Raw genomic sequence first — 26,464 nt, 5'->3', positions numbered from 1 at the left:
AATTGCTTATGAAAGGACCTCTCTTTTACTCAAAAATATTACTCTTTGGTGAGTATGGTATCATTAAAGATTCCAAAGGTTTATCTATTCCTTATAGTTTTTATAATGGAGCTTTAAAGAAAGATGAAAACCCTACAGATGAGGCTGTCAAATCAAACACAAGTTTAAAGCAATTTGCAAATCACCTGCAAAGTACAGATGATGCTATTGTTCGTTTTGATATCGAACGATTATTAGAAGATGTAAATTCAGGAATGTATTTTGATTCATCAATTCCGCAAGGGTATGGTGTTGGTAGTAGTGGTGCATTGGTAGCAGCTATCTACGATAAATATGCTTTTGATAAAATTACCGTTCTTGAAAACTTAACTAGAGAAAAGCTTCTAAAATTAAAAAGTATTTTTTCTGCAATGGAATCTTTTTTCCATGGAAAATCCTCTGGTTTAGATCCTTTAAATAGTTATTTAAGTATTCCAATTCTTATCAATTCAAAAGATAATATTGAAGCCACTGGTATTCCTGCACAGCAAAGTGAGGGGAAAGGCGCTGTGTTTTTATTGGATAGTGGTATAATTGGAGAAACCGCACCAATGGTTAGCTTGTTTATGGAAAAAATGAAGCAAGAAGGTTTTCGTAGCATGCTAAAAAATCAGTTTATAAAGCATACAGATGCTTGTGTTGACGATTTCTTAAATGGAGATATAAAATCATTATTTAGTAATACTAAGCAATTATCTAAAGTGGTGTTAAATCACTTTAAACCAATGATTCCAAAGCAATTTCACGAACTGTGGAAAAAAGGAATTGAAACCAACGAATACTATTTAAAACTTTGTGGGTCTGGTGGCGGAGGCTATATACTTGGTTTTACAGAAGATATTCAAAAGGCAAAACAAGCATTGTCAGATTATAAATTAGAAGTCGTTTATAACTTCTAAACTTCATTACTGTCATCCTGAACTTGTTTCAGGATCTTATCAAACTTTTTAAGATGTTAACAAGAAGACAGAAACATATTCTACTTAAATTTTTCAGTATGTTTTCTGTGGTAAGAGGTTATAATGTTTTAATTGTAGTTATTGCTCAATACCTTACAGCAGTTTATATTTTGGCGTACGATAAGCCTTTAAAAGCCGTGGTTTTCGATTTAAATTTACTCATGTTGGTATTGGCATCTTCAGTAACCATAGCAGGAGGATATATTATAAATAGCTTTTACGATTCAGAAAAAGATTTAATAAACCGCCCAATAAAGTCTAGGTTAGATAGGCTGGTAAGTCAAAACACCAAACTATCATTTTATTTTGTGTTAAATTTTATCGCAGTAATCATGGCAAGTTACGTGTCGTTTAAAGCAGTTCTGTTTTTTTCAATTTACATTTTCGCCATTTGGTTTTACTCTCATAAGTTAAAAAGGTTGCCGTTTATAGGTAATTTAACATCAGCAATACTTACCATAACACCATTCTTCGCCATTTTCATGTATTACAAAAATTTTGAAACAGTCATTTTTGTACATGCCATATTTCTGTTTTTAATAATTGCAATGCGCGAACTCACTAAAGATTTAGAAAACATAAAAGGCGATATTGCCCAAAACTATGTCACTATACCTGTGGCTTTTGGCGAGAAAACATCAAAAATAATGTTGACCATTTTGGCAGCTTTAACCTTAGTGCCAACCTATTTGCTCTTATATCGTTTTGAAGTTGGTAACATGTATATATTCTTTTATTTAAGCTTTTTACTACTGCTTGTTTTTCTATTTATGTTATGGAGGTCAAAAACCAAAACGCAGTATCTTATATTACATAATATCTTAAAATTTATTATTCTCGCAGGTGTATTTAGTATATTATTAATAGACGTAAGTGTTATCTTAAATCGCATATAAATTTTTGGGCGTTACCACAAAGGTCAGGCTTTCGGTAGTCGCTTTTTTGTGTTGCATAGGTGCAACAACACAAAAAGAGCTTCAACAAATACCTCAATCCTTAACGCAGACCCAACAAATCGACAAGCTTTAAATCAAGAATCATAATTTTAAGTATATCTTTGCACAAAATTATAAGTAATGGACAAACAACAAGGAGGTAAAAGAAAAGGAAAGTCGTCAGAACGTGGTAGTGAAAGCAAACGTTTTAGAAGTAATGCTAAGGGAAATACACCTGTTAAAAAAAATAATCCAACTCCAAAAAAATCAGGTAACCCTGATGAAATTAGGTTAAATAAATTTATATCCAATTCGGGTATTTGCTCGCGTCGTGAGGCCGATGAACATATAGCTATTGGTTTAGTAAGCGTAAACGGTAAAGTAATTACCGAAATGGGTTACAAAGTAAAGTTAGTAGACGAGGTTCGGTATGATGGCGCAAGTATAAGACCCGAGAAAAAAGCCTATGTGTTACTTAATAAACCAAAAGGATTTGCAACCACTACCAGTGAAGGAAAAGGGAGAACGGTAATGGATTTAGTAGCTAATGCCACATCTTCACGTATTAAACCAATTGGACGTTTAGGGCGAAACTCAAAAGGGTTATTGTTATTTACGAATGACGATACAATATCCAGTAAATTCATGAACTCTAAGCATGGTGTAGCCCGTTTATTTCATTTAGAATTAGATAAAAACTTAAAACTAGAAGATTTAAAAAAGATTCAAGGCGGTTTTAAAGTGGAAGGTAAATTGATTGAAGTTGAAGAGATAAGCTATATAGATGGTGCCAGTAAAAAGGAAATCGGCTTAAAAATCAAGAATACAGGAAATACCATTATTCGTACCATTTTTGAATATTTTAAATACGATATTTTAAGCTTAGACTGTGTGGCAATTGGTCACTTAACTAAAAAAGATATTCCACGCGGGCATTGGAAACACTTAACCGAGCAGGAATTGAATACCTTGAAGATGCTTTAGAATAAAACCCATATTCAGCATCAAGTTTCTACCTTGCTCAGACTGGAGTTTGGGAAAACAAAAGTTCTAGATTATTATACCAATTACATTTCAAAATAGGTTCATGTTTAATAGTATGTATTTCTTGTTGAGACAACATACTATTAAACATGAACCTATTTTTTTAAAGACATATAGCACTTGAAAAATAATGTAATTTTATGTAGCGCTTTTAATTTTTGTGTATTTTTATTATATGAAAACCAACCAATATAAAAAAATACCTAGCGATGAAAAATAGGAATGAAAACTTAAAAAGAGTCATTGTAGATTTTAAGAAACTGACCCCGGAAATTTTAGCCTTATTAGTTGAAAAATATCCTGATGGTTATGATGATGATCATATTATATCCTTTAGAAATCAACATAATGATATGATTGAAGCCGTTGAAGTTATTACCCAAGACACCAAATATTTAGTAAAAGTGAGTTCTACATTATCGGTAACAATGGAGAATTATGATGTAGATGATTATGAGGATTTTGATAATAATGATCCAGAAGCGGTACAACCACCTAAAATGGATGAAGAAGAATAGGATAAAATAAATACAATTACTAAGTTAGAAAAAATGTAATTTTTGCTATACCGAATTTATTTTCAGTATGGCATAAAATAATTTAGGTTTCCAATGTTTTGGAAACCTTTTTTATGAATACTTCCCAAATAAATACGCCATAAACAATAACATATTCCAAAGCAATGACCCAAAGGTTTTCAGATTTATCGGCTTTGTTAAGGTTTATATATGCCAAGTAACTAAGTATAATTACAAAACTCCAGACTAAAGGAAATTTGTATTTAGTAAAAATTGAAAGTATTAATAGTGAGGCAACGTACCAAGGGTGTACTGTAGTGGTTGTAAAATAATAAAATGATAATACTAGTAGCATCGCTGTAATAAGTTGTATAGGCGTTCTATTTCTTCTAAAAAAGGTGATGATTAAAACAAACAGTATAACAAGTATGGGTGTTATAGTTCCAATAATAGCAATTTCGTTATAACCTCTAAACAAGTATCCAATTTCTCTGGCTATGTAGTAGATACTGCCATTAAACTCGAAGTTTTGAAACCAGAGTGCCACCGTTGTTGAATAGTTGTTTACAAATTCTGAGGAATAAAACGGCGCAAAAAGTAGGAGCGTAGTCAAGATGACTATGGTATAAAACCCAATCAGTTTTGTCATTCCCTTCCATAGGTCATTGCGAGGAGGTAACGACGTGGCAATCTCTTCCTTTTTAGCAGATAGCGACACTTTGTTCGCAATGACGTTTCGCTTTACAAACCACTGAAAAAACAAAGGCAAAAATATTAACGGAATCAATTTTACTGAAATAGATAAGGCTAAAACCACTGCAGCGAATTGCCATTTGCCAACATAAAGCAAATACAAACTCCATACTAAAAAGAAAATCATAACCCCTTCAAAATGCAGATTGCCTGTAAGTTCTATAATGATAAACGGATTTAAAATATACCAAAATATATGATGCGCAGGTAGCTTTAGTTTTTCTAATAGTTTTTTACCAAAGTGCAGCGTTCCAAAATCGGCAGCAATAATAAGCAAGCGTATAACTACTACCGAACCTAAAATGCTTTTTCCAGCAAATAGAGCAGCAATGGTAAAACAGAGTTGATTTATTGGCGGATAATTAGTGAAATGACTGGCATTTAAACTGCCCATGCCAGCGCGCAGTTCCAAAGCTTCTGCTACAGGAAATTCATCTTTGCTTATAAACGATTCTACGGTAAATAAATAAGGGTTTATGCCTTCTAATATCATGCGACCATCCCATATAAAACGATAAAAATCTTGTGACAGGTTAGGTATGGCTAAAATAAAAATAGCTCGAAACCCAAAGGCTAAATAGCTTAAAAATTGAATATTGCTTTTAAAACGCTGTACTAGTTTATAGAACAAAATAAACAACGCGCTATACAGCATGATGAGTTTTATGTAATCGGTTCTAATTAAATCGTAAGCAAAAGCCCAATAGAATAACACGCTTGATAATGCGATAAGTAATTGTGTTTTACTTAGTTTTAAAAATGTTGGGTTTAAAAGCATGTGGTAAATATATGATTATTTGTTTGTCATATTAAATACAAATTACTTACTTGATTTTGTCAGAAAAATTAACTAACTTCGTTTAACGTCTGATATAAATCATTAAAACGGATTTATATCATCGCATTACAAACAATTTAAACCAAACTTTACCAAATGAAAAAATTGAATTTAATATTTGGAGTTTTAATTGGATTATCTATTATTTCTTGTTCTTCTGATGATGTTTCTGAAAGTAGAAATGGTTTTACTTACAATGGTGTTTTCTATGAAACTAATTTTGCAAAATCTAACAGTCAAAGTTCAGCTTTTGACTTCATATTCTGCAACCCTCTTGACCACAACCTGCCTGAAGGCCAATTTGGTCGCTTTAGTTTAGATTCTGGGACAGATATAGAAGATGGTCCTCTTGTAAAAGGAAAATATTCAACTGAAAATGGTAGAAACCACAAATTTGGAATACATGGTTATTTACCTATTCATTTTCAAGATAATTCTAATCAAGATGAAGTAGACATTACTACTGGCTATTGGTTTCAAGACGAAAGATTTGTTTCTGGTGATGTGACAATTAATTCAATTACTTCTACAGAAGACAATCTAGTAAACGAAATTAATCTTGATTACAGTTTTAAATGGAACTCGGTAACTGTAGTTGGACATTATGAAGGAGTAGTCAATAATAACCTGTAGAACTTTATAATTATAAAAAACAGTTTGTAACAATGTATAACCGCAATTACGGCGGATTCGACTACGTCCGAATCCACTCGGAATTGCTAACGTCAGTGCTAAACTGAAAATTAACGCATATAAACCCGTAACTGACGGTTATACGAGACCGTTAAACGAACCTCTCAAGAAAACCTTCTCTTTCGATTTAAAAACAAAGTCAATAAACAAGCCCGACCCTTGTGGTAACGCCCAAAAATAATTAAGATGTGAGATGCTGAAACAAGTTCAGCATGACGATATTTTGTGTTTAGTGATTACACTTTTGATGTTAGGGACTTAAAAAACACATAGCCAAAGCCTACAAATAGCATGAGGTGGAATGGGAAGAGTCCGAAATCGCCGCCTTGGTTACCTACAATAAAGGCGCTGTACATACCGAAACCAAAATAGAGCATGAGGAGTCCCTCGAAAATAACGTGTACGGATACTGTTTTTTTTATGTACTTGTTATTTTTCCAGTTGTCTTTATACTTTTTGATATTGAATTTTGGTGTGCGTACAAATTCTGATTTTTTACCCATATGTCCTTCTAGTACCGCTATAGAATTATGCAATGAAAAGCCCATGGCAATAGAGAAAAATACGAAGAACATGCCTATGTAGCTTATAAAGTTTTTAAAGCCACTACCATAAATGTTTTTGTACATAAACCAATAGCATATAAAAAAGATTATAGTACTTAGTACGAAGAAACTCATAACGTAAAAATAAGGGCGTAAATGGGCGTATTCGTTTTTTATATATAACATGGGGATACTTAAAACACCTACAATTAGCACGTTTAAAAACATGGTACTGTTTAATAAATGCAGTAAGCCGTGTACTTTGGTTTTGGCTGATATGTTTTTACTTTTTACGACGCGCCCCATCATTTTACGGAAGTTCTCTGCGCCACCTTTATTCCACCTAAATTGTTGTGAGCGTGCTGCGCTTATAACTATAGGAAGCTCGGCAGGGGTTTCTACGTGTTCTAAATATTTGAATTTCCAATTTTTAAGTTGTGCGCGGTAGCTAAGGTCTAGGTCTTCGGTTAGGGTGTCGCCTTCCCAATTTCCAGCATCAATAATACATGCTTTTCGCCATAAGCCTGCCGTACCATTAAAGTTAATAAAATGCCCTTTACTGTTTCGCCCTACTTGCTCTAAAGTAAAATGTGCATCGAGGGCAAAAGCTTGAATTCGTGTTAAGATAGAATAATTGCGATTAATGTGCCCCCAGCGGGTTTGTACAACACCAACTGCCTTATCTTTAAAATACGGAACGGTACGTTTTAACCAGTCTTTTTGAGGGAGAAAATCGGAATCGAAAATGGCGATAATTTCGCCTTTGGCGGTTTCTAAACCTTCTTTTAGTGCACCAGCTTTAAAGCCTTTACGGTCTGTTCTGGTTATATGTGTTATATCTAAACCGGTGGTTTGAAGTTTTTGTATGTGTTTAAGTGTGCTTTCTACAGTCTCATCTGTGGAATCGTCTAAAACTTGAATTTCTAACTTGTTTTTTGGATAGTCAATTTCTGCAATATTATCTAACAACCGTTCCATAACATACATTTCGTTATATACGGGAAGTTGTATAGTGATATATGGGATTTCATCTGGATTTGATAAATCTAATTTTGCGCAATTGTCTTTTGCTTTTTTAGAAGATAGGTAGTTAAACAACAGGTTTAATTGCGCCAACGCATACATAAATATGAGTAAAAGTGACACGGTGTATATGACTATAACTGCTGTTTCTAAAATCATTTTTTAAAACTGTATTTAAAAATCCAACCTAAGATTTTTATGCCTGCAAATATAGCACCTTTTACTGTACCTGAAACTTTTGAGACCCCTATTCTGTTTCTATAATTTACTGGTATTTCGGTATATATAAATTTTTGTTTTAGCGCTTTAAGTTGCATTTCTACGGTCCATCCGTATGTTTTGTCTTCCATGTTAAGCTCTAAAAGCCTATTGTACTTAATGGCTCTAAAAGGGCCTAAGTCTGTAAATTTTGCTCTAAAAAACAAGCTCATTAATGTTGTAGCTAGCCAATTACCAAAAATTTGTGGTATTGTCATAGCTCCTTTTTCTCTGAGTTTTTTTATACGTGCACCGACTACAAAATCGACACCATCATTAATTATGGGCGCTACTATTTTGGTTAATTCTTCTGGGTAATCACTGTAATCACCATCAAGAAAAACAACAATATCTGGCTTTTCATTTTGATTTGCAATATGTTGCATACCTTTTAAGCAGGCATAACCATAACCTTTATTGTTTTCTTTTAAAACGGTAGCCCCAGCTTTTTTTGCATTAACTTCTGTATTATCAGTAGAATTATTGCTGACTACAATAACCTCGTTAACAATATTAGGAATATCGTTTATAACATGGGTTATAGAATCTGCCTCGTTATAAGCTGGAATGATGACTTTTATATGGGTCATTTAAGATCGCTAATTTTATTCTCCTTTTTAAAGGATGCAAAGGTAGTCCATTCTTTTATTTTTTTACCTGCTTTATATTTTGAGGCTGAGACTAGTTTTTCGTTTTCATACATAAGACAATACCCATTTTTTTGATTGTCCTTTAATTGGCACTTATGGTTTACTTTTTGCATCGTATCATAAAATAGCCACCAATCATTCTTCTTTCCGTTTTTAAAGTGTCCTTCTTTTTCTAAAGCACCACTTTTGGTGTAGAATTTCCAGTATTTAATTTCTTTACCTGCTAAAAAGTGTCCTTGTTTTTTTATGTTTCCGTTTTCATAATAGAATTTCCAGAACTTTGTTTTTTGATTATTTTCTGTCCAACCTTCAGATTTGATATTTCCATTTTCGAAATACGTTCTTTGATATTCTTTTTCTGCGAAAGCGTTGAAAGAGATTAATACAAATATTATAAAGACTATTTTTTTCATTTATATGGTATTGCACTTCGGTAAGCTCGGGGTGACATTTTTGGTTCTCATTTGTCTTAAAAACAATTTTTAAAAGATATCTAATATTATGCTTTTTTATCAAGCCAATTAATAAACGTGATGTTAGTCTGAGCATGTCGAAGACTTATTTTGATTAATGCGATTGCCATGTTCGGTATAGTTTTTTGAAAATTCAACTAAATCTTTCCAATTCTCATTAATTAAAGCTTCTTTTTTTTCTGCGTGACCAACCTTTTATTTGTTTTTCAATTTTAATGGCTTCTGTAGGGTTTATAAATTGTAAATACCACTTAAAGCTCAATTGGTCGTCTAGACTCCGTATAACTATCTTTTTTATATCCAGATTTATGTTGATTAATTCTTCTCTCTAAATCATTTGTCATTCCTGTGTAATAGGTATTATCTGCACAAAGAAGGATGTAAACGTAATAGAATCTCATTTAGTTATTGCATTTAAGTTTGCACTTCGACAAGCTCAGTGTGACATTATAATTCAGATTTGTCTTTTTAGTTAATATGATAAATCGAAAACTATTTCTTATTTACCAAATCCATTAAATCAACATCGTTTCCTAATAAGATTTCTGTTGGGTTGATACGTCCTTCCATGCCATCATTCTCTAGTTTTAATACACCTCTTGGGCAAACTGCAGAACAAATACCACAGCCTACACAACTTGAGCGTACTATATTTTCGCCTTTTTGCGCATAGGCACGAACATCAATTCCCATTTCACAACTATTTGAGCAGTTTCCGCAAGAAATACATTGTCCGCCGTTAGTTGTAATTCTAAATTTAGAGAATAAACGTTGTTGAAACCCTAGAATAGCAGCCATAGGGCAACCAAATCTGCACCAAGAACGACTTCCTAAGATAGGATAAAAGCCTGTGCCAATAACACCTGAAAATATAGAACCTATGTATAAACCATATGCAGATCTTAGCGCACCCGATTTAATATAAAATATTTGATTTGTTGTTCCTGTAAAATGCATGATAAGTAATAATGCAATGACAACAAAGAAACCAATAGCACCATATTTAGCATCTTTACCTAATTCTTGTCTTTTAAAATACATAACACCTGCAAAAACTAATGTTAGGAACCCGATGACTAAAGAAATAAAAACACCTCGTGTTAACCAGAAATCATTTTTATCATAACCTAAATAGGTATAAATCATAGCTACTGTCATCACTACAGAAAATACTAAAACAGTATGTATTAACCAACGTTCTAATTTCCAAGCAGACATTTTTTTAGAAGATAATTGTCTAAAAGAATCTCCAGCAGTTTCAGCTAAACCGCCACAACCACAAACCCATGAGCAATACCAACGTTTTCCGTATTTATAAGTTAAAATGGGTGTGATTACAAAAATGGAAATGATGCCAAACAATATTAAAGCTAAACCAATATTTCCGTTTGAAAGGAATCCGTTTACAGACCATTCATCAAAAATATAATAGTTAAGTGGCCATACACTTTTTAAATCGTAATAAGGCAAATCGTTGTTCATAACATACATGAACTCTGGAATTAAAAAAGCAAACCCTAATTGAAAAAACATTACAGAACCTGTACGTAATTGTTGGTAACGATTGTGCCTGTATTTTAAAATAAATTTATATCCAAAGGCTAAAATAGCAACCGTGTAAAGTGTACCGTAAACAAACCACTGGCTTGCAGGTCTGCCACTTAATAATTTGCTTAAAGGGTCGAACAAGCTAATTAATCCCGTGTTTTCTGCGCCGTCTGTTCCTAATCCTAAATATTTAGGAAAGAAATATAATATGATGTAAAATGCAGTGAGTATAACACCAACAATCCAACCCCAAGTACCTCGTGATGAAATAGATTTGAACCAAACACCATCATTTTTTATGCCTTCTAGCTTTGTTAAATAGGCTTCTCTTGAATAGATTATAATGCCGCCAGATATTAACCCTAAGGCAAGTGTTAAGAATAATCCTTTGTTTGGAAAGTTTGTGTTAAAAAGAGCTAGTGTTAAAATTAATAACCCAATAATGCCTATTGCAAGAGCTATTTTTTGTTTATTCGAAATGTCTACAGCATCTGGTTTTGCTAAAGACATACTATGATTTATTTTATTACTCATGGTTATACGGTTTGTAGTTGTTTGTTGTATGCTGAAAGAATATCAGCTTCATAATGACTGTAAAATTCTGGGTCGAAATTAGCTTCAGGAAGATGATTTATAATATAATCTACATCTCGTTTTTCGGTTAACCACATATCAAATATTTCATGGCGCATTCTAATTCCGAAGGTGTTAATACCTAGAAAAGTGTTAGTGTTTTTGTGATATGCAATGGTTATACATTTCGTATCATCTTCATGTTTCCAATGAAAATGTTTTTCGTATTCAGGTCTTCCACGTTCGCTAAAAACCCAACCATAAGTTTGATATTCAATATCCAAAAATTTGGCAGAGTTAAACCAATGCCCAGGATTATATTGTATTCTGTTTTCGCAGATGGTTTGTGCTAAAGTTTCTCCCATCATACGTCCTGTATACCAAACAGCTTCAATGGGTCTACGCCCATTTATACCTTCATGTTGTTCGGCACAATCTCCAATAGCATAAACATCTGAAACATTTGTTTCTAAATAACGATTTACTTTTACACCTCTTCCTGTTTCAATTTCAGAATCTTTTATAAAATCGATATTTGGAGTTACACCGGCGGTTAAACCAACAACATCACAAGCAATTTCTTCGCCCGTTTCTTGAATGATTATAGATTTGACTTTACCGTTTTCATCAGAAACTATTTCCTTTAAATTGTTTCCAAGTCGTAAATCGATATGATGATTTTTTATATGACGGTTAATCATTTCGCTTTCACCCGTTGGTAAAACACCATTCCAAAAACTATCTTCTCTTACTAAAAAAGTAACAGGAATTTGTCGCGAGTTTAGCATTTCAGCAAGCTCAATACCAATTAAGCCTCCGCCAACAATTACAGCTCTTTTACATGCTTTATTATTTGGAGCATACTTTTCAAGGTTTTCTAAATCTTGCTTGTGATACATGCCCATAACACCTTCTAAATCTTGACCTGGCCATCCAAACTTATTTGGTTTACTACCTGTGGCAATAATAAGTTTGTCGTATTTAAGTGTGTCTCCTTCTGCAAAATAAAGCGTTTTTGCATTGGTATCGATAGTTTTTACATATCCTTTTTTAAGGTTAATTCTATTTTTTTCCCAGAACCAATTTTCATATGGTTGCGTGTGCTCAAACTTCATGTGTCCCATGTATATGTACATGAGTGCAGTGCGTGAGAAAAAATATTCGGTTTCTGCAGATACAATGGTGATTTTTTTGTCAGACAATTTTCTTATATGTCTTGCAGCAGTTACGCCAGAAATTCCATTTCCTATAATAACGATGTGTTCTTGCATATTTTGGTTGTTAATTTCTAATTAGGTCGAAGCTAAAGATAAGAACTTAAATTATAGGTGTTAATTTAGAATAAGTTTAAATTGATTGTATTTTGTAAGGATTCATAATAGGATAAGACGTGAAAAAAGTTTTATTTTTTATGTAATTACCTGAAATTTAGTTCGACCTAATGGCAGTTACTTTGCAAAGTTTAAAATTTAAAATATGTCGGATATTAGAAAAGACATGTAAAACTATAAATAATTTAGAAATGAAAAAACAATTAATAATAGTACTTATAGCATTAATATCTTTTGAAGGGTTTTCTCAAGATTTAAATAAGTTTTTAAATAAAGCAGATGCTTTTTTTAAAACCAATGTAGCCAACGGAAAAGTGGCATACTCAAAAATTCATGCAAATCAAGATGAGCTTAATAGCATTTTAAAGATAGCTGAAGGTATTTCGGTCGTTAAAAGTGATGCTAATAATTATCAAGCCTTTTGGATTAACGCCTATAACCTTTCAGTAATAAAAGGTATTATAAATAATTACCCAACAAATTCACCACTTGATAATGCAGGTTTTTTTGATAAAACAACTTATAGCTTAGGAGGTAAAAGCATTACCTTAAATGATATTGAGCATAAACTTTTAAGAGGTAATTTTAAAGATGCACGCTTTCATTTTGTATTGGTATGTGGCGCAGTAGGTTGCCCGCCGTTAATTAGTAAAGCTTATTTGCCAAACACATTAAATGCCCAATTAGAAAAGCAAACTAAAATAGCTTTGAATGGTACGTTTTTAAGAATTAATTTAAAGAAAAAGCGTGTGCAAGCTTCTCAAATAATGGAATGGTATAAGGGAGATTTTACCATGAATGGTGAGACTGAGATTGATTTTATAAACAAATACAGAACAGAAAAATTAGACAGTAATTTTAAATTAAGCTACTTTCCTTATGATTGGAAAGTAAACAAACAATAATTAAAAAAATAACAAACCAAATAGAGTGAAAGATTTCTGCTTCAGTAGAAATAAAAAACAAAACCAAATTATGAAAAAGATTATAGCAATATTAGTGTTTACAACCTTAGCGTTCACAGGCTTTTCACAAGAAGATGAAGAAGCATCGCAAAAAAGTAATATTCAAACATATACACCTTCAAAACTTTTAAAGAAAGGTCAGTGGGATATTAAATGGTTTAATAATTTATATACAGAAACTCAAAAAATAGAAGGAGGTATTAAGAGTGATAAGCCTCGCGAAACATACTTTACTTCTAGTATTGATATTTTTACTGGGGTATCCGAAAACAGTAAAATAAATGTTGGGTTATTAGCAGAAATAAGATCTAATGTTGTGGGAGGAAGAGACGCATTGGATGTGTTCTCTTTTGATGGAGAAGCTGGTACGGCACGTTCAGGTTTAACCTCAATAGCTCCAGTAATTAAATTCAACCCATTAAAGAATGTAAGTAATTTTACAGTGCAATCAGCATTTCACATTCCTTTGATTAGTGCAGAATCTGACACTAATGGTGTTTTTCTAGATCAAACAGCTTTCACCTTTCAAAACAGGTTCTTTTATGATTATACTTTGCCTAGTGGCAATTGGCAATTATTTACAGAATTAAATACGGAGTATAATTTTGGTGATGATGATAGTTTTGCAAACAATACTTTTGTCTTAGCCCCTGGCGTATTTATGAGTTATTTTCCGAGTGATAAATCTACCGTTTTGGGTTTTGTACAACACTTTCAAAGAATAGGGGATTTTGACCAAGATTTTACGGCACTAGGCTTCGGAGGAAAGTATCAATTATCAAAAACTCTAAATCTTGAAGCACTATATAGCAAATTTATAAGAGGCGAAAATACAGGATTAGGGCAATCATTTAACATAGGTTTAAGGGCATTGTTTTAATGAATAATATTAAATTAGGGGCTTAAACTTCTTTCTATGAGATTATTTAAGTTCCTAATTTTTTCATTTATAGTATTTACTCAGTCTTGTCAAACTCAGACCAATAAAATTAATGGTGTGAGTTTTGTTGCGTCTAGAGAAGCTGTAAATGAAGTTCATATTAAGCCAGTAGTAAATGTTAATGCAAACTATGCAGCCATTATGCCTTTCGGATTTGTTAGAAATTTAGATCATCCAGAGATAGCTTATAATACGGATGGGCAATGGTTTGGAGAGACTAGCGCAGGAGCGAAACAATATATAAGTGAGCTTAGAAAAAAGAATATAAAAGTAATGTTAAAACCTCAAATTTGGGTTTGGCATGGTGAATTTACTGGGCTTATTGAAATGAAAAATGAAGCTGATTGGAAAACTTTAGAAGATTCATATTCAAGTTTTATTTTAGATTATGCAGAATTAGCAAATGAGGTGAAAGCCGAGCTACTTTGTATAGGTACTGAATTAGAGAAGTTTATTGAAAACAGGCCAGAGTTTTGGAATGATTTAATTAAAAAAATAAAAACAAAGTACAAGGGAAAATTAACCTATGCCGCAAATTGGGATGAGTTTAAAAGAACACCTTTTTGGAACCATTTAGATTACATAGGAGTAGATGCTTATTTCCCTGTAAGTGAAAGTAAAACACCCACAGTAGAAGAATGTTTAAAAGGTTGGAAAACGCATAAACAAGAGGTTTATAATATGAGTCAAAAGTATGATAAACCTATTTTGTTTACTGAGTATGGTTATAGAAGTGTGGATTATTCAGGTAAGACACCTTGGGAAAGTGATAGAAGTATGAATCAAGTAAATCTTGGAGCACAAACAAATACAACACAAGCCCTATTGGAAACGTTTTGGAAAGAAGATTGGTTTGCTGGCGGATTTATTTGGAAATGGTTTCATAACCACGAAAAAGCAGGAGGTAAGAATAATTCCAGATTTACACCACAAAATAAACCAGCTGAAGACTTAATAAGAAAACAATATAGTTTGAAATGAAAAAAATAGGATACATCATTATATGTTTTTTTGTTTTAATGTCTTGTTCAAAAGACAATGGTGAGGAAGTACAAACTTTAGCAAATTATCTATCTGGTAAAACTATTGAGACTGGTGCCGTTGTTGCTTGTGCTGCAAGTGATAAAAATACTGGAGATATACTTACTTTTTATTACCCAGAATTTGGAGCTTCCAATATTAGGTTCTACAAAACAAATACTACCGAAGTTGATGAAAATAATTATCAAAATTATACTAGAAATTTGCTTAGCAGCGAACCAGTTTTTAATGGACACCTAGGGAAGTTTACACAAAAAGCATCCAACGAAAAATGGATAATTGTTACTTTCGAGTTAGATGGAGAGGTGAAAATTTCCAATCCTATACAATCGAAGCAAATCTCTAAGTCTACGGTTTGGAATGATGAAGTTGTTGTAAATCAATCTGAATCAGGTATGCCAAGTTTTATATGGGAAGATAATCCAGTAGGTGATAATGCTATATATTTTCAGGTAGTTTCAGATGAAAATGATAATTTATTATCCGGAACGTATACCTATGAGAATCAGTTTCAATATTATAATTTAAACAATGTTGTTTTAAATGTTACTACCAATGCACCTCCCGATTTAATTCTAAATGAAAATTATAATTTTACATTAATGGATGTAAGTCTAGATAATTGGGTAAATTGGGTAATTCAAAAACCTTTTATTGCCGAATGAAAAAATTAGTATTCTTTTTTATATTATTAGGTTTTACTCTTCCCAATCTTTCTGCTCAAAATGCTGTTGTACACGATTTAAAAGTTCAGGGCAATAAAAAGTTAAAAGCGTCATTTATAAAAAACATATCTAAAATAAAACCAGGTGTTGTTTTAGATTCTACTATTATAGAACAAGATATTTTACGTTTAAAACGCTTGCCCTCGGTATCACATGCATATTATCAGGTGTTTCCATCAGAAGACAATCAGTATAACGTATTTTATAATATAGAAGAGAATTTTACACTTATTCCATCAGCAAATATTTATACCACTAATGATGATGAGTTTGCATATCGATTGGGGCTTTATGAGTTTAATCTGTTAGGACGAAATATAACGTTTGGAGGTTTTTATCAAAAGGATATTTACAGCAGTTATGCCATAAATTTCAGAGCACCTTATTTGTTTTCTAATAAATTAGGCTTAGCAGTAAACCATCAAGATTTAACAACTCTAGAACCCGTTTTTTTGATGAATGAGCCAGAACCTTCAGATTATAAATATAATAATAAGTCATTTGAGGTTTTGGGCTTATATGAATTTGATTTTAAGAATAGAATGGAACTCGGTATCAACTATTTTGTTGAAGATTATCAATATAAGTTTGGTGCTACTAGCTCTAATGTTCCTCAAGAATTAAATGTACATAAATGGCTTTTAAAAGGTGTTTATGAGTATAATAAATTAGATTACTTCTACCAATACGTTTCAGGATTTAAAAGTCAGTTTAACTTTCAATATGTTACATCAACAAACGATATGTTACCCGATTTTTTTATTGGCTGGAATGACTTTTTTCTTTTTAAACGTGTGGGAGAAAAAGGAAATTGGGCTAATAGATTACGTTTAGGACTATCCACAAATGATGACACCCCTTTTGCGCCTTTTTCTGTTGATAATAACCTGAATGTTCGTGGAGTGGGTAACACCATTGACAGGGGTACAGGGGTAATTGTTTGGAATACCGAATACAGACACACACTCTATGAAAAAGGCTGGTTTGTTTTACAAGGAAACGCTTTTGTTGATGCTGGTACATGGCGAAACCCAGGAGGTGATTTGGGAGATTTTAGTAAAAATGATAATATAAAAGTACATCCTGGTTTAGGACTTCGTTTTATTCATAAAAAAATATATAACGCTATTTTTAGAATCGATTATGGCCATGGAATCACAAAAGGAACTACTAATGGTTTTGTATTTGGAATTGGGCAATACTTTTAAAATCTTAATTTGGGCGTTACCCTAAAAATGGGTCGGGCTTTCGGCAGTCGCTTTTTTGTGTTGCATAGGTGCAACAACACAAAAAGAGCTTCAATAAATACCTCAATCCCTAACGCACTTAACCGCCAACAATTTAGTTAAAATGATTTTTCAGGCTAGAAACCAATAAAATTTTCTTCAATATTTTCATTATTAAAGTAATCTATTAGTTTTGTCAAAAATTAATTAGGTATGCGCATTTTAGCAATTGGAGATATTCACGGCGGATTAAAAGCTTTAATACAAGTTTTGAATAAGGTAGAAATTAAGGATAATGACACCTTAATTTTTGTAGGAGATTATATTGATGGGTGGAGCGAGTCTGCTCAGGTTATTCAGTTTTTAGTCGAACTTTCTCAAAAAATAAAATGCGTTTTTATAAAAGGAAATCATGATGTTTGGTGCGAAGAATGGTTAAGAAGTGATGATGTTAATCCAACATGGTACATGCACGGAGGGAAAGAAACTATGGAAAGCTATCAAGGCTTTTCAAAAGAAGATAAAAAACAGCATTTAGAGTTTTTTGAAAATATGCCATTGTACTATTTAGATAATGAAAATCGACTATTTCTTCATGCTGGTTTTACATCTATGCATGGTGTGAGTAAAGAGGTTTTTGAAACTACTTTGTATTTTGATAGAACACTTTGGGAAATGGCTTTAACCATGGATAAACGTATTGAAAAAGATTCGGCAATTTACCCAAATCGATTAAAACATTATAAAGAAATTTATATTGGGCATACACCAACAATAAATTTTAATAGTGATGTGCCTATGAATGCCATTAACGTATGGAATATTGATACAGGAGCAGCCTTTACAGGGAAATTATCAATTGTTGATGTGAATACAAAAAAAGTATTCCAAAGTGATAACTTACCAGCTTTATATCCAAATGAAAAGGGGAGAAATAAGTAGAATTTAGCCAATATATTTTTTGTAATAATTGTGAAGTTCATCCGCATCTGCCCCAAGCCATTTTTTTATATAAATGGACCAATAGAAATATTGTAATTTCCAAACACCATGTTTGCGATACATTCGTGCAGAAGATTTTAGTTTCTCATTAATAACAACAAATTGTTTTCTGGCATACAGTTCGTTTATTAAAATATTGTCTTCGTAAATAGTATAGTTTTCATTAAAGCCTCCAATGTCATCAAATAAGGATTTAGTAATAAACTGACTTTGGTCTCCGCCTCTACAAGCACGCCAACTAAATTTTGTTAGCTGACTTGCTAAACGCAACCACCAATGGTTACTATCAAACTGCATTCTGAAACAACCAGCTTCGTTTCCTTTTTCAATTTCATCTATAATTAATTGGTCAAAGTTTTTAGGAGGAAGCGAATCGGCATGCAAAAAATATAAAATGTTTTCAGATGCAGATTTAGCACCCAAATTCATTTGTACTGCGCGTCCTTTTTCAGAATTTAAAAGCAGAATTTGGGTTTTTAATTTTTCCGTCGAAATCAGTTTGTCACCAAAGGTCGAATTTTCAATATAGTTAAAGGCTTTTTTATTGGGAATACTTGTAAAATTTGAAAAATCTCCAACAATGTCTTTGGTGTTATCAGTGCTTCCACCATCTATAACTATAATTTCTGAAATATTTTTAGATAAAGAATTGGCTAGTAAATGCTCTAACAGTTTGCCTATGTATGCATCTTCATTTAAAACAGGAATTATGATTGAAATTTTATTCATTTAGCTTCCAGTTATAGTCTTTAAAACTTTTTTTCGCTTTCGCGGAAATAGTAATTTCAGAATATGTGTTTAAGAAATCAATTAAACTTCCATCTTGTTTGAAATCTTTAGCAAACCATTGAAATATTTTTGATAGTTTAATATTGTTTTGAGAAATTTCATTTCGATTAGAATCACTTAAAAATTCTCTAGTAACCTTAGTTAATTGGTTATCTATATTTTCAGACCTAAAAGCTTTATTCAAAAGTTTTGGACAAGAAAAAGAGGCGCAAACTATAGCAAAATGAATCCTAGGTTCATTCATTTTTCTTAAAATGTTATGTTCAATTTCATTTAAATTATACCATTTTTCGCCTAATTTCCAATAACGTAGGTTCCAAGGTTTTTTAATGTCTTTTATGCTTTTAACAGGGTAATGCCTAAGGATTAAATCTATAGTCATAGCATTATAAGCATTTATCCAATACGCTAATTTGTCTTGATTACTCCAAGTATCGTTAGGAATGTTTTTGCTAAGGCTGGTAATATAATTTGTTAGTTCTTTTCTATTGCTTTTAAAACCTTTGTAATTTACGTTACCAGAGTTTGTAACGTATTTTTTCAATAGAATGTTCCATGAATAATGATTAAATGCTTCAGGCGTATAATCATCAACAACATCAACTTCAACTATTTTTGGTGGTTTTGGTGGTTCTATTTCAGTAGTAGTTTCAATTTCAGTAGTAATAGAATCTTTTGTGATTTCTATTACTTCAGTTTTTGGTTTATCAGAAGATGATTCAGTAATGCGTTTTGTGCTACAACAAGATGAGATAAAAATGAAGAGTGCAAATAATTGTAGGTATTTCATTTGAAGCTTAAGTTTATTATCAATCGGGTTTTGGCTTTTGTGAAAACGCGGGATAAAGTTCTTGTTTTATAAAATCTTTAGGAAAGGTTTCATCTCCAGAAAAACCCAGTTCAATATCTTTTCCGTTATGCGGGATATAATTTGTTTTAAAAATATAATCCCAAATGCTTAAAGTTAGTCCGTAATTAACGCCAAACCTAACATGTTTGGGTAACGCTTTGGCATGATGCCAAATGTGCATCTTCGGGTTATTGAAAATATATTTTAAAAAACCGTAATCCCAACCTAAGTTAGCATGGTTTAAATGCCCAATGGTTATAGTGAAAAAGTAAACTATGGCCACATCTTTAGCATCATAATTCCCGATAATAGCTATAGGGATATAGAGTAACGATTTGTATACTACAGGTTCCATCCAATGGTAACGCAAATGTGCGGCAAATCCCATTTCTTTAACAGAATGGTGTACTTTATGAAAATTCCATAAAAAAGGTACGCGATGTAATAAGCGATGGGTATTCCATTGCACAAAATCTGAAACGATAAAGAAAACAAACAATCCTAGCCATTTTGGTAAATTATCTACATCAAAAAGTTGAAAGTTTTTAATGGATAAACCGATACTTCCTAAAATATCATTAAAAAATGAAGCTGCTGTATTTGAAAGTGCTATCAGAATAATAAGATTTAATAAAAAGAAGTTGAAGAACATATAAAAGGTGTCCAGCCAAAAATCTTTCCTGAAAATAGATTGATTCTTCCGCCAAGGAAATAGAATTTCTAATACCCAAACCAAAAGTGAAATAATAATTAAACCATAAAAATAATTGTTCCACTGGTTTTGGAAAAGTATCTCATTTTTGAGATAATTCCAATATCCAGAATAGGAGCTTTTTATAATGTCTAAATACTTATCCATCTGTCATTCCTGTGAAGATAGGAATCTATAATATTATTAAATTCTAAGACCTATAATTTTATAGGAATTATAATATTGCTTAACAACATCCACCACCATCATAGTGATAAGTGGACTCACTAAAGTAAATATCATTTCTATTTAGCGCTTTTAAAGTCGCGGCTGTTTTATCGCAAATAGCAAGTGGTTGGTTTTTAAGTAAAACGTGTCCTAATTTGTCATCAAAATAGTCTTCATCTCCATAATATATAGCGGCTTTCCCTGTAAAAATACAAGGGCCGTCTTCTGGCATTGGGTCTTTAATTGCTGCAACTTCAATAGATTCTATATAAATTAACTCGTCTGTTGGATAGTTCTTTGGGTCTAAAATTCTATATGGTTTTCTAGCTCTAATCTCAATAGTTCCAAAACCAGCATCGGTTAATGCTTTAACATATTCAGCAATTGGTAAGCTTCCACTTAAACATAAAGCACGTAAACGTTCATCGTTACGTAATGTATCGTTCATAGGTTGCTCGCAAGTTGGATCGCTCATTACTAAACGCCCATGAGGTTTTAAAACACGATGCATTTCTTCAATAGCTTTTTTTAAATCATCAGCTTTAAAAATGTTAAACAAGCAATTTTGAGCAGCAACATCAATGCTATTATCTTCAACAGGTAAATTCATAGCATCTCCTTTTCTAAGGTCTACAAATTCACTTTTAAACCAATCATTTTGTGCTTCTGCTTCTTTAAAATTTTTTCTTGATGCTTCTAACATTTCATCAACCACATCAATTCCAACAACACCACCTTTTTGACGATTAAAATAAGCGAATTGTAATAGCTCCATCCCACCACCAACACCAACATAAAGCATTTTTGGGTTGTTTGTTAAATCGCGTGCATGTACTGTAGAGCCACAACCGTAGTTCATCTCTTGCATGATTTTTGGGATTTTTAAACCCGGTAATTCCCAAATAGGGTTTGTGGTGCAACATAAGCCAACATCGGGAGTTAAGGCTGCTTCTTTATATACGTCGTGGGTTGTTTCTAAATATGTGCTCATGGTATATTTTTAGTAAAATTTTTCTATATAAAAATAGTTGTTTTATGTTGTTACTATGTAACTGATATTACACAACTAAAGTGTTTTAATTAATTCTTTGAAAAGTGTAACCATATTTGGTTCTGCTTTACCAGCCATGGCTATAATTTCGCTTATATTGACAGGTTTTAAGTTATCTGGGTTGCATTCATCAGTTAAGACAGATACTGCTGCAGCTTTTAATTTTAAATGATTAGCAACAATAATTTCTGGAACAGTACTCATGCCTACAGCATCGGCTCCTATAGTTTTTAACATACGATATTCTGCTCTGGTTTCCAATTGCGGACCAAAAACGCTAACATAAACGCCTTCATGTAATTTGATGTTATTGATTTTAGCTATGCTTTTGAATTTTGAATTGATTTCAGCATCATAAGGTGCACTCATATCGGTAAAACGTTCGCCTAAAAGTTCAACACCTTTAAAGGCTAATGGTGAACTACCTTGAAGATTAATATGGTCTTCAATTAACATCAATTCTCCTTTTTTGAAGTTGAGATTAATAGCGCCTGAAGCATTGGAAACTAACAGGGTGTGTATGCCTAATTTCTCCATGATGCGAACTGGGTAAGTGACATCCTGTAGCGAGTAGCCTTCATAAAGATGAAAACGCCCTTGCATGATAATAACTTTTTTGCCAGCCATAGTACCATAAATAAGTTTTCCTTTATGAAACTCTACCGTAGCAGTTGGGAAATTAGGAATATGGTTATAACTTACTTCTTTTGTTATTTCTACATCGTTGATTAATTCACCTAATCCTGTGCCTAAAATGATGCCGATTTCAGGACTATCAAAACCTTTGTCTTTTAAATAATCAACTGTTTCTTCTATAAACTTAATCATGTAATTGTTTGATTTTTTCTTGTAATTGTATGTTAGATTGATAAAATTTTGAAGCTATTAAATCTTCATAAGTATCAATATCATTTAAAGTATCTAAAGTAGTAAATGTAACTTGTTTTTTATTCAATTCTTGAAGTGTTTCCTCTAATAAATGGGCTTGACTCCAAGGCTTGTTTTCAAAAACGGACTTATTCATTTTTGAAAGTCCAATTAAGTAATAGCCACCATCTTCTGCAGGTCCGAAAACCACTTCATTTTCTTTCAAAACGTCAAGACCTTTATTGATATGATTTGCTGTGATATCTGGCAAATCTGAGCCTATTAGAACGATACGCTTATAACCATCCTTAAAACCTTTTTGAAAAGCATTTTTCATGCGTTCGCCTAAACCTATACCTTGTTGAACTGCTTTATAATCGTTTTTCCATTTCGTGTCAACTACAGCATCAGAAAAATAAATACGTTTATCTGCTGATACATTTTCGGTAGCTTGTTCGGTAACTTTTACGAGTTCGCTATAAACATTATAAGCGCCTTGATTGCCAATGGTTTTGGCTAGTCTGGTTTTTACTTTTCCAAGTTTTATGTTTTTTACAAAAACAATAACTAATGTTTTACTCATATACTTTTACGCCTTTTTTTAACCATTTACTCCATGCTTTACTAAATGTATGAATGGAATCTGTTGGTTGTTCTTGTAAATTTAAGACTTCTAAATCGTTATTTTTCCATTCAAAAATGCCTCCATATAAATTGTAGACATTTGAATAGCCTGCTTTTTTAAGTTTTTCTGCAACATCTTCAGAACGAATACCTAAAGAGCAATACACTACTATTTTTGAGTTTTTATTTGGTAGTTTAGGTTTTACAATATCCAAGTTAAAGGAATCGTAACCTACACAAATAGCATTTTGTAAGTGACTTGTATTAAACTCTTTTTGTTCTCTTGAATCTAATAGAATAATAGACTCTTTCTCAGTTTTTAAATCTTCGACAGAAATATAAGGAATACTCTCTTTGTTTTGCTGCTTCAATAATTTTGAAAGCGTTTTTTGAGCAAATCCGGAGATTGAAACCCCAATACAAATAAAGAGTAATACCTTTTTCATGTGGTTGTTTTATGCTACTGTTCCTTGACAACTACTCCCTGCTCCTGCAGTACACCCGTAGCAATGTTGTGAAATAACAATGTTTCTACCTTCTAGTAAATCTTCGTTATATTCTGAAATGTGTTTTGCTTTGCTATTTACAGGAAGTTCAAGCATTTGGTTGAAATCGCAATCGTATAAATATCCGTCCCAACTTACTGAAAGCGTGTTGGTACACATGACATTTTCAACAGCTGTTGGGTTGTAGGCTTCAACAAGTGCATGCATATAATCTTCATAGTTTTCTGAAGCTATTAAATAATCGAGAAAACGAGAAATAGGCAAGTTTGTTATGGCAAACAAATTATGAAACTGAATACTAAAGTCTTCCATTAAAGCTTTTTTGAAATCTTTTTCCATGGACATTTGATCTCCTGGTAAAAAGGCCCCTGAAGGATTGTAAACCAAATCTAATCTTAAATGACTATTTGGTATACCATAACCTACAGCGTTTAATTCTTGAAGCGCTTTTATAGATTTATCAAAAACACCGTCGCCACGTTGTTTGTCAGTTTTTCCTCGTGTCCAATGTGGCATAGAGCTAACCACATGAACATTATGCTTTTTGAAAAACTCTGGCAAATCGTAATATTTTTTATTGGCTCTGATGATTGTTAAGTTAGAGCGTACTATAAAATCTTTAATTCCGGCTTTTGCTGCTTCTTCAACAAACCAACGAAAATCTGGATTCATTTCTGGTGCGCCTCCAGTTAAATCTAAAGTATGAGCGCCTGTGTTTTTTATAACATCCAAACATTGCTGCATAGTGTCGCGCGTCATGATTTCTTTTCGGTCTGGGCCAGCATCTACATGACAATGGTCACAAACTTGATTACACATGTAACCTACGTTTATTTGTAGTATTTCAAGTTTTTTCGCTTTAAGTGGAAATTGATTGGTTTCGGCAATTTTACTTTTAAAGGTTGGTAATTCTCCATTTTGAAAAATACCGTTTGATAGAATTTCTAACTGCCTGTTGCTGTTTGCTAAATCGCTTTCTCGTTTATGTAGAGACTTTGTTGCCATTAGTTATTTTTTACTAATATATAGTTACTACGGAAAAATTTGAGTTCTGGTTTTGCGTTAGGGATTGCAGTGGAAAGCCCACAGCGACGAAGGAGCGAGGACTTGTAACGTAAAGCCCGACCCTTGTGGTAACGCCCAAAATATTATCCGTCTAACTTATTCACTTTATTCATCATTTGTACGCCATGTACCAAAGTTGCGCCGCTTTTTATAGCTGCGCCTACATGTATGGCTTCCATCATTTCTTCTTTTGTAACACCGCGTTGCAAACCATCTTTCGTGTATGCATCAATGCAATATGGGCATTGCTCTGTATGGGCAACGGCTAGTGCTATTAAAGATTTTTCTCTTGTGGAAAGCGCGCCTTCTTCGAAAACTTTGCCATAATAATCAAAGAATTTGTTTCCTAGCTCCTCACTCCATTCTGTTATTTTTCCAAACTTTCTTAAGTCGGCTGGATCGTAATATGTTTTTGACATTGAAAATATTTTTGTCTAAAGATAGAAATCTAATTTATTAAGTCGGAAGGTTTAACGCAACTTAACAAAAATCGCCAAATAATATAGAAAATATATTAAATGACGATTTTTTTTTAAAGTAGATAATAGTTTATGGAGAAACTATATGTTTATTCTTTAATTAAACTTCTAGAAATTACAATTTTTTGTATCTCTGAAGTCCCTTCGTATATCTGAGTGATTTTTGCATCACGCATTAAACGTTCTACATGGTATTCTTTTACAAAACCATTACCGCCGTGTATTTGTACGGCTTCCACTGTGTGTTCCATAGCTACTTTCGAGGCGTATAGTTTTGCCATGGCGCTAGATTTATCGTAATTTTTGCCTTGGTCTTTATCCCAAGCAGCTTTCATGACCATCATTCTTGCAGCTTCAATATCAGTATACATATCGGCTAATTTGAATGCTATGGCTTGATGGTTGCAAATTTCTGTTCCAAAAGCTTTTCGTTCTTTGGAATATTTTAATGCTAATTCGTATGCGCCAGAAGCTATACCTAAGGCTTGTGCCGCTATACCTATTCGCCCTCCAGAAAGTGTTTTCATAGCAAAGCGAAATCCAGAACCGTTAACCCCAATTCTATTTTCTTTAGGCACTATTACATCGTTAAATTGTAGGGTGTGTGTGTCGCTTCCGCGGATACCAAGTTTATCTTCTTTTGGGCCAATATCAAAACCTTTCATGCCTTTTTCAACAATAAAAGCATTAATGCCATGAGAGCCTTTATCTCTATCTGTTTGCGCAATAACTAAATAAACATCAGCACGTCCACCACTTGTAATCCAGTTTTTTGTGCCATTAATTATGTAATGGTCGCCTTTGTCTATGGCTGTTGTACGTTGTGAAGTAGCATCACTACCAGCTTCAGGTTCGCTTAAACAAAATGCACCAATAAATTCGCCAGTAGCCAATTTGGTTAGATATTTTTGTTTTTGTTCTTCTGTTCCGTAAGCTTCTAATCCATAACAAACTAAGGAGTTGTTTACCGAAACTATAACAGAGGCTGAGGCATCAATTTTAGAAAGTTCTTCCATAATTAGTACATATGAAATAGCATCCATTCCACTTCCTCCATATTTTGGGTCTACCATAACACCTAAAAAACCTAAATCTCCCATTTTTTTAACAAGCTCTTGCGGGAATTCTTGTTTGTTATCACGCTCAATTACTCCAGGAAGTAATTCTGTTCTGGCAAAATCGCGAGCCGCATCTCGTATCATTATATGTTCTTCCGAAAGGTTAAAATTCATAAT

The 26,464-nt window shown here is 32.7% G+C and carries 28 protein-coding genes; 11 read left to right on the top strand and 17 right to left on the bottom strand.

Going from position 1 to position 26,464, the window contains the following annotated elements:
- Positions 1-8: 8 nt before the first annotated feature.
- The 4 genes from Q0870_RS10980 (at position 9) to Q0870_RS10965 (ending at position 3,495) form a co-directional block, all read left to right on the top strand.
- Positions 9-938 carry a mevalonate kinase gene (locus Q0870_RS10980; protein WP_298555518.1) on the top strand — a complete coding sequence of 310 codons (930 nt, stop codon included), beginning with the start codon at positions 9-11 and terminating at the stop codon, positions 936-938.
- A gap of 53 nt (positions 939-991) precedes the next feature.
- A complete protein-coding gene (locus Q0870_RS10975) occupies positions 992-1,894 on the top strand; it encodes a geranylgeranylglycerol-phosphate geranylgeranyltransferase (protein WP_298555517.1) in 903 nt (300 codons plus the stop codon).
- A 180-nt stretch (positions 1,895-2,074) separates the two neighbouring features.
- Complete coding sequence (locus tag Q0870_RS10970) at positions 2,075-2,917, top strand: pseudouridine synthase (RefSeq protein ID WP_298555516.1); 843 nt, start codon at positions 2,075-2,077, stop codon at positions 2,915-2,917.
- A 269-nt stretch (positions 2,918-3,186) separates the two neighbouring features.
- Positions 3,187-3,495: a hypothetical protein gene (locus tag Q0870_RS10965; protein ID WP_298555515.1), complete on the top strand. Its 309-nt coding sequence runs from the start codon at positions 3,187-3,189 to the stop codon at positions 3,493-3,495.
- An 82-nt stretch (positions 3,496-3,577) separates the two neighbouring features.
- Here Q0870_RS10965 and Q0870_RS10960 read toward each other — a convergent pair whose 3' ends face one another.
- On the bottom strand, positions 3,578-5,026 hold the full coding sequence (locus tag Q0870_RS10960; RefSeq protein WP_298555514.1) for a mannosyltransferase: 1,449 nt from the start codon (positions 5,024-5,026) through the stop codon (positions 3,578-3,580).
- A 156-nt stretch (positions 5,027-5,182) separates the two neighbouring features.
- On the opposite strand from Q0870_RS10960, the gene Q0870_RS10955 reads away from it, so the two are divergent.
- Complete coding sequence (locus Q0870_RS10955; protein WP_298555513.1) at positions 5,183-5,719, top strand: hypothetical protein; 537 nt, start codon at positions 5,183-5,185, stop codon at positions 5,717-5,719.
- 296 nt (positions 5,720-6,015) lie between these two features.
- On the opposite strand, the gene Q0870_RS10950 is transcribed toward Q0870_RS10955, so the two are convergent.
- The 6 genes from Q0870_RS10950 to Q0870_RS10925 form a co-directional block, all read right to left on the bottom strand.
- On the bottom strand, positions 6,016-7,506 hold the full coding sequence (locus Q0870_RS10950; RefSeq protein WP_298555512.1) for a cellulose synthase family protein: 1,491 nt from the start codon (positions 7,504-7,506) through the stop codon (positions 6,016-6,018).
- Positions 7,503-8,195: a glycosyltransferase family 2 protein gene (locus tag Q0870_RS10945; RefSeq protein ID WP_298555511.1), complete on the bottom strand. Its 693-nt coding sequence runs from the start codon at positions 8,193-8,195 to the stop codon at positions 7,503-7,505. The genes Q0870_RS10950 and Q0870_RS10945 overlap by 4 nt, the downstream gene beginning before the upstream one ends.
- On the bottom strand, positions 8,192-8,668 hold the full coding sequence (locus tag Q0870_RS10940; RefSeq protein ID WP_298555510.1) for a hypothetical protein: 477 nt from the start codon (positions 8,666-8,668) through the stop codon (positions 8,192-8,194). The genes Q0870_RS10945 and Q0870_RS10940 overlap by 4 nt, the downstream gene beginning before the upstream one ends.
- A 311-nt stretch (positions 8,669-8,979) precedes the next feature.
- On the bottom strand, positions 8,980-9,129 hold the full coding sequence (locus tag Q0870_RS15430; RefSeq protein ID WP_363317954.1) for a GIY-YIG nuclease family protein: 150 nt from the start codon (positions 9,127-9,129) through the stop codon (positions 8,980-8,982).
- A 91-nt stretch (positions 9,130-9,220) separates the two neighbouring features.
- The gene (locus tag Q0870_RS10930) at positions 9,221-10,810 is read right to left on the bottom strand and encodes a 4Fe-4S dicluster domain-containing protein (protein ID WP_298555509.1); all 1,590 of its coding nucleotides are present in this window, start codon (positions 10,808-10,810) and stop codon (positions 9,221-9,223) included.
- A gap of 2 nt (positions 10,811-10,812) precedes the next feature.
- A complete protein-coding gene (locus Q0870_RS10925) occupies positions 10,813-12,120 on the bottom strand; it encodes an FAD-dependent oxidoreductase (protein ID WP_298555508.1) in 1,308 nt (435 codons plus the stop codon).
- Positions 12,121-12,371: 251 nt separating this feature from the next.
- On the opposite strand from Q0870_RS10925, the gene Q0870_RS10920 reads away from it, so the two are divergent.
- From Q0870_RS10920 to Q0870_RS10895, 6 genes are all read left to right on the top strand, one after another.
- Positions 12,372-13,085 (top strand): DUF547 domain-containing protein, encoded by a 714-nt coding sequence (locus tag Q0870_RS10920; RefSeq protein ID WP_298555507.1) that lies wholly within the window; start codon positions 12,372-12,374, stop codon positions 13,083-13,085.
- A 70-nt stretch (positions 13,086-13,155) separates the two neighbouring features.
- On the top strand, positions 13,156-14,025 hold the full coding sequence (locus tag Q0870_RS10915; RefSeq protein WP_298555506.1) for a transporter: 870 nt from the start codon (positions 13,156-13,158) through the stop codon (positions 14,023-14,025).
- A 36-nt stretch (positions 14,026-14,061) separates the two neighbouring features.
- Positions 14,062-15,066 carry a glycoside hydrolase gene (locus tag Q0870_RS10910; RefSeq protein WP_298555505.1) on the top strand — a complete coding sequence of 335 codons (1,005 nt, stop codon included), beginning with the start codon at positions 14,062-14,064 and terminating at the stop codon, positions 15,064-15,066.
- Positions 15,063-15,791: a hypothetical protein gene (locus tag Q0870_RS10905; protein WP_298555504.1), complete on the top strand. Its 729-nt coding sequence runs from the start codon at positions 15,063-15,065 to the stop codon at positions 15,789-15,791. Before Q0870_RS10910 ends, Q0870_RS10905 begins: the two co-directional genes overlap by 4 nt.
- Entirely contained in the window at positions 15,788-17,059 is a 1,272-nt protein-coding gene (locus Q0870_RS10900) for a POTRA domain-containing protein (RefSeq protein ID WP_298555503.1), read from the top strand. Before Q0870_RS10905 ends, Q0870_RS10900 begins: the two co-directional genes overlap by 4 nt.
- 231 nt (positions 17,060-17,290) lie before the next feature.
- Positions 17,291-18,019, top strand: a complete 729-nt coding sequence (locus Q0870_RS10895; protein ID WP_298555502.1) for a metallophosphoesterase family protein — start codon at positions 17,291-17,293, stop codon at positions 18,017-18,019.
- A gap of 3 nt (positions 18,020-18,022) precedes the next feature.
- Here Q0870_RS10895 and Q0870_RS10890 read toward each other — a convergent pair whose 3' ends face one another.
- From Q0870_RS10890 to Q0870_RS10845, 10 genes are all read right to left on the bottom strand, one after another.
- Complete coding sequence (locus Q0870_RS10890) at positions 18,023-18,808, bottom strand: glycosyltransferase family 2 protein (RefSeq protein ID WP_298555501.1); 786 nt, start codon at positions 18,806-18,808, stop codon at positions 18,023-18,025.
- On the bottom strand, positions 18,801-19,658 hold the full coding sequence (locus Q0870_RS10885) for a DUF547 domain-containing protein (protein ID WP_298555500.1): 858 nt from the start codon (positions 19,656-19,658) through the stop codon (positions 18,801-18,803). Before Q0870_RS10885 ends, Q0870_RS10890 begins: the two co-directional genes overlap by 8 nt.
- Before the next feature lie 19 nt (positions 19,659-19,677).
- On the bottom strand, positions 19,678-20,577 hold the full coding sequence (locus Q0870_RS10880) for a sterol desaturase family protein (protein ID WP_298555499.1): 900 nt from the start codon (positions 20,575-20,577) through the stop codon (positions 19,678-19,680).
- Between the two features lie 79 nt (positions 20,578-20,656).
- Positions 20,657-21,628 (bottom strand): arsenosugar biosynthesis arsenite methyltransferase ArsM, encoded by a 972-nt coding sequence (arsM, locus tag Q0870_RS10875; RefSeq protein WP_298555498.1) that lies wholly within the window; start codon positions 21,626-21,628, stop codon positions 20,657-20,659.
- Between the two features lie 75 nt (positions 21,629-21,703).
- Positions 21,704-22,516, bottom strand: a complete 813-nt coding sequence (locus Q0870_RS10870; RefSeq protein ID WP_298555497.1) for a purine-nucleoside phosphorylase — start codon at positions 22,514-22,516, stop codon at positions 21,704-21,706.
- Positions 22,509-23,138 carry a TIGR04282 family arsenosugar biosynthesis glycosyltransferase gene (locus tag Q0870_RS10865; RefSeq protein ID WP_298555496.1) on the bottom strand — a complete coding sequence of 210 codons (630 nt, stop codon included), beginning with the start codon at positions 23,136-23,138 and terminating at the stop codon, positions 22,509-22,511. The genes Q0870_RS10870 and Q0870_RS10865 overlap by 8 nt, the downstream gene beginning before the upstream one ends.
- Positions 23,131-23,625 (bottom strand): rhodanese-like domain-containing protein, encoded by a 495-nt coding sequence (locus Q0870_RS10860; protein ID WP_298555495.1) that lies wholly within the window; start codon positions 23,623-23,625, stop codon positions 23,131-23,133. Before Q0870_RS10860 ends, Q0870_RS10865 begins: the two co-directional genes overlap by 8 nt.
- Positions 23,626-23,634: 9 nt before the next feature.
- A complete protein-coding gene (gene arsS, locus Q0870_RS10855) occupies positions 23,635-24,690 on the bottom strand; it encodes an arsenosugar biosynthesis radical SAM (seleno)protein ArsS (RefSeq protein ID WP_298555494.1) in 1,056 nt (351 codons plus the stop codon).
- Positions 24,691-24,833: 143 nt separating this feature from the next.
- Positions 24,834-25,169 (bottom strand): arsenosugar biosynthesis-associated peroxidase-like protein, encoded by a 336-nt coding sequence (locus tag Q0870_RS10850; protein WP_298555493.1) that lies wholly within the window; start codon positions 25,167-25,169, stop codon positions 24,834-24,836.
- A gap of 149 nt (positions 25,170-25,318) precedes the next feature.
- Positions 25,319-26,461, bottom strand: coding sequence for an acyl-CoA dehydrogenase (locus Q0870_RS10845; RefSeq protein WP_298555492.1), 1,143 nt, complete (start codon positions 26,459-26,461; stop codon positions 25,319-25,321).
- Between the last annotated feature and the right edge of the window lie 3 nt (positions 26,462-26,464).

This window comes from uncultured Algibacter sp. (assembly GCF_947487575.1).
GTDB lineage: Bacteria > Bacteroidota > Bacteroidia > Flavobacteriales > Flavobacteriaceae > Algibacter_B.
This window is presented reverse-complemented; position numbering and strand designations above follow the sequence as displayed.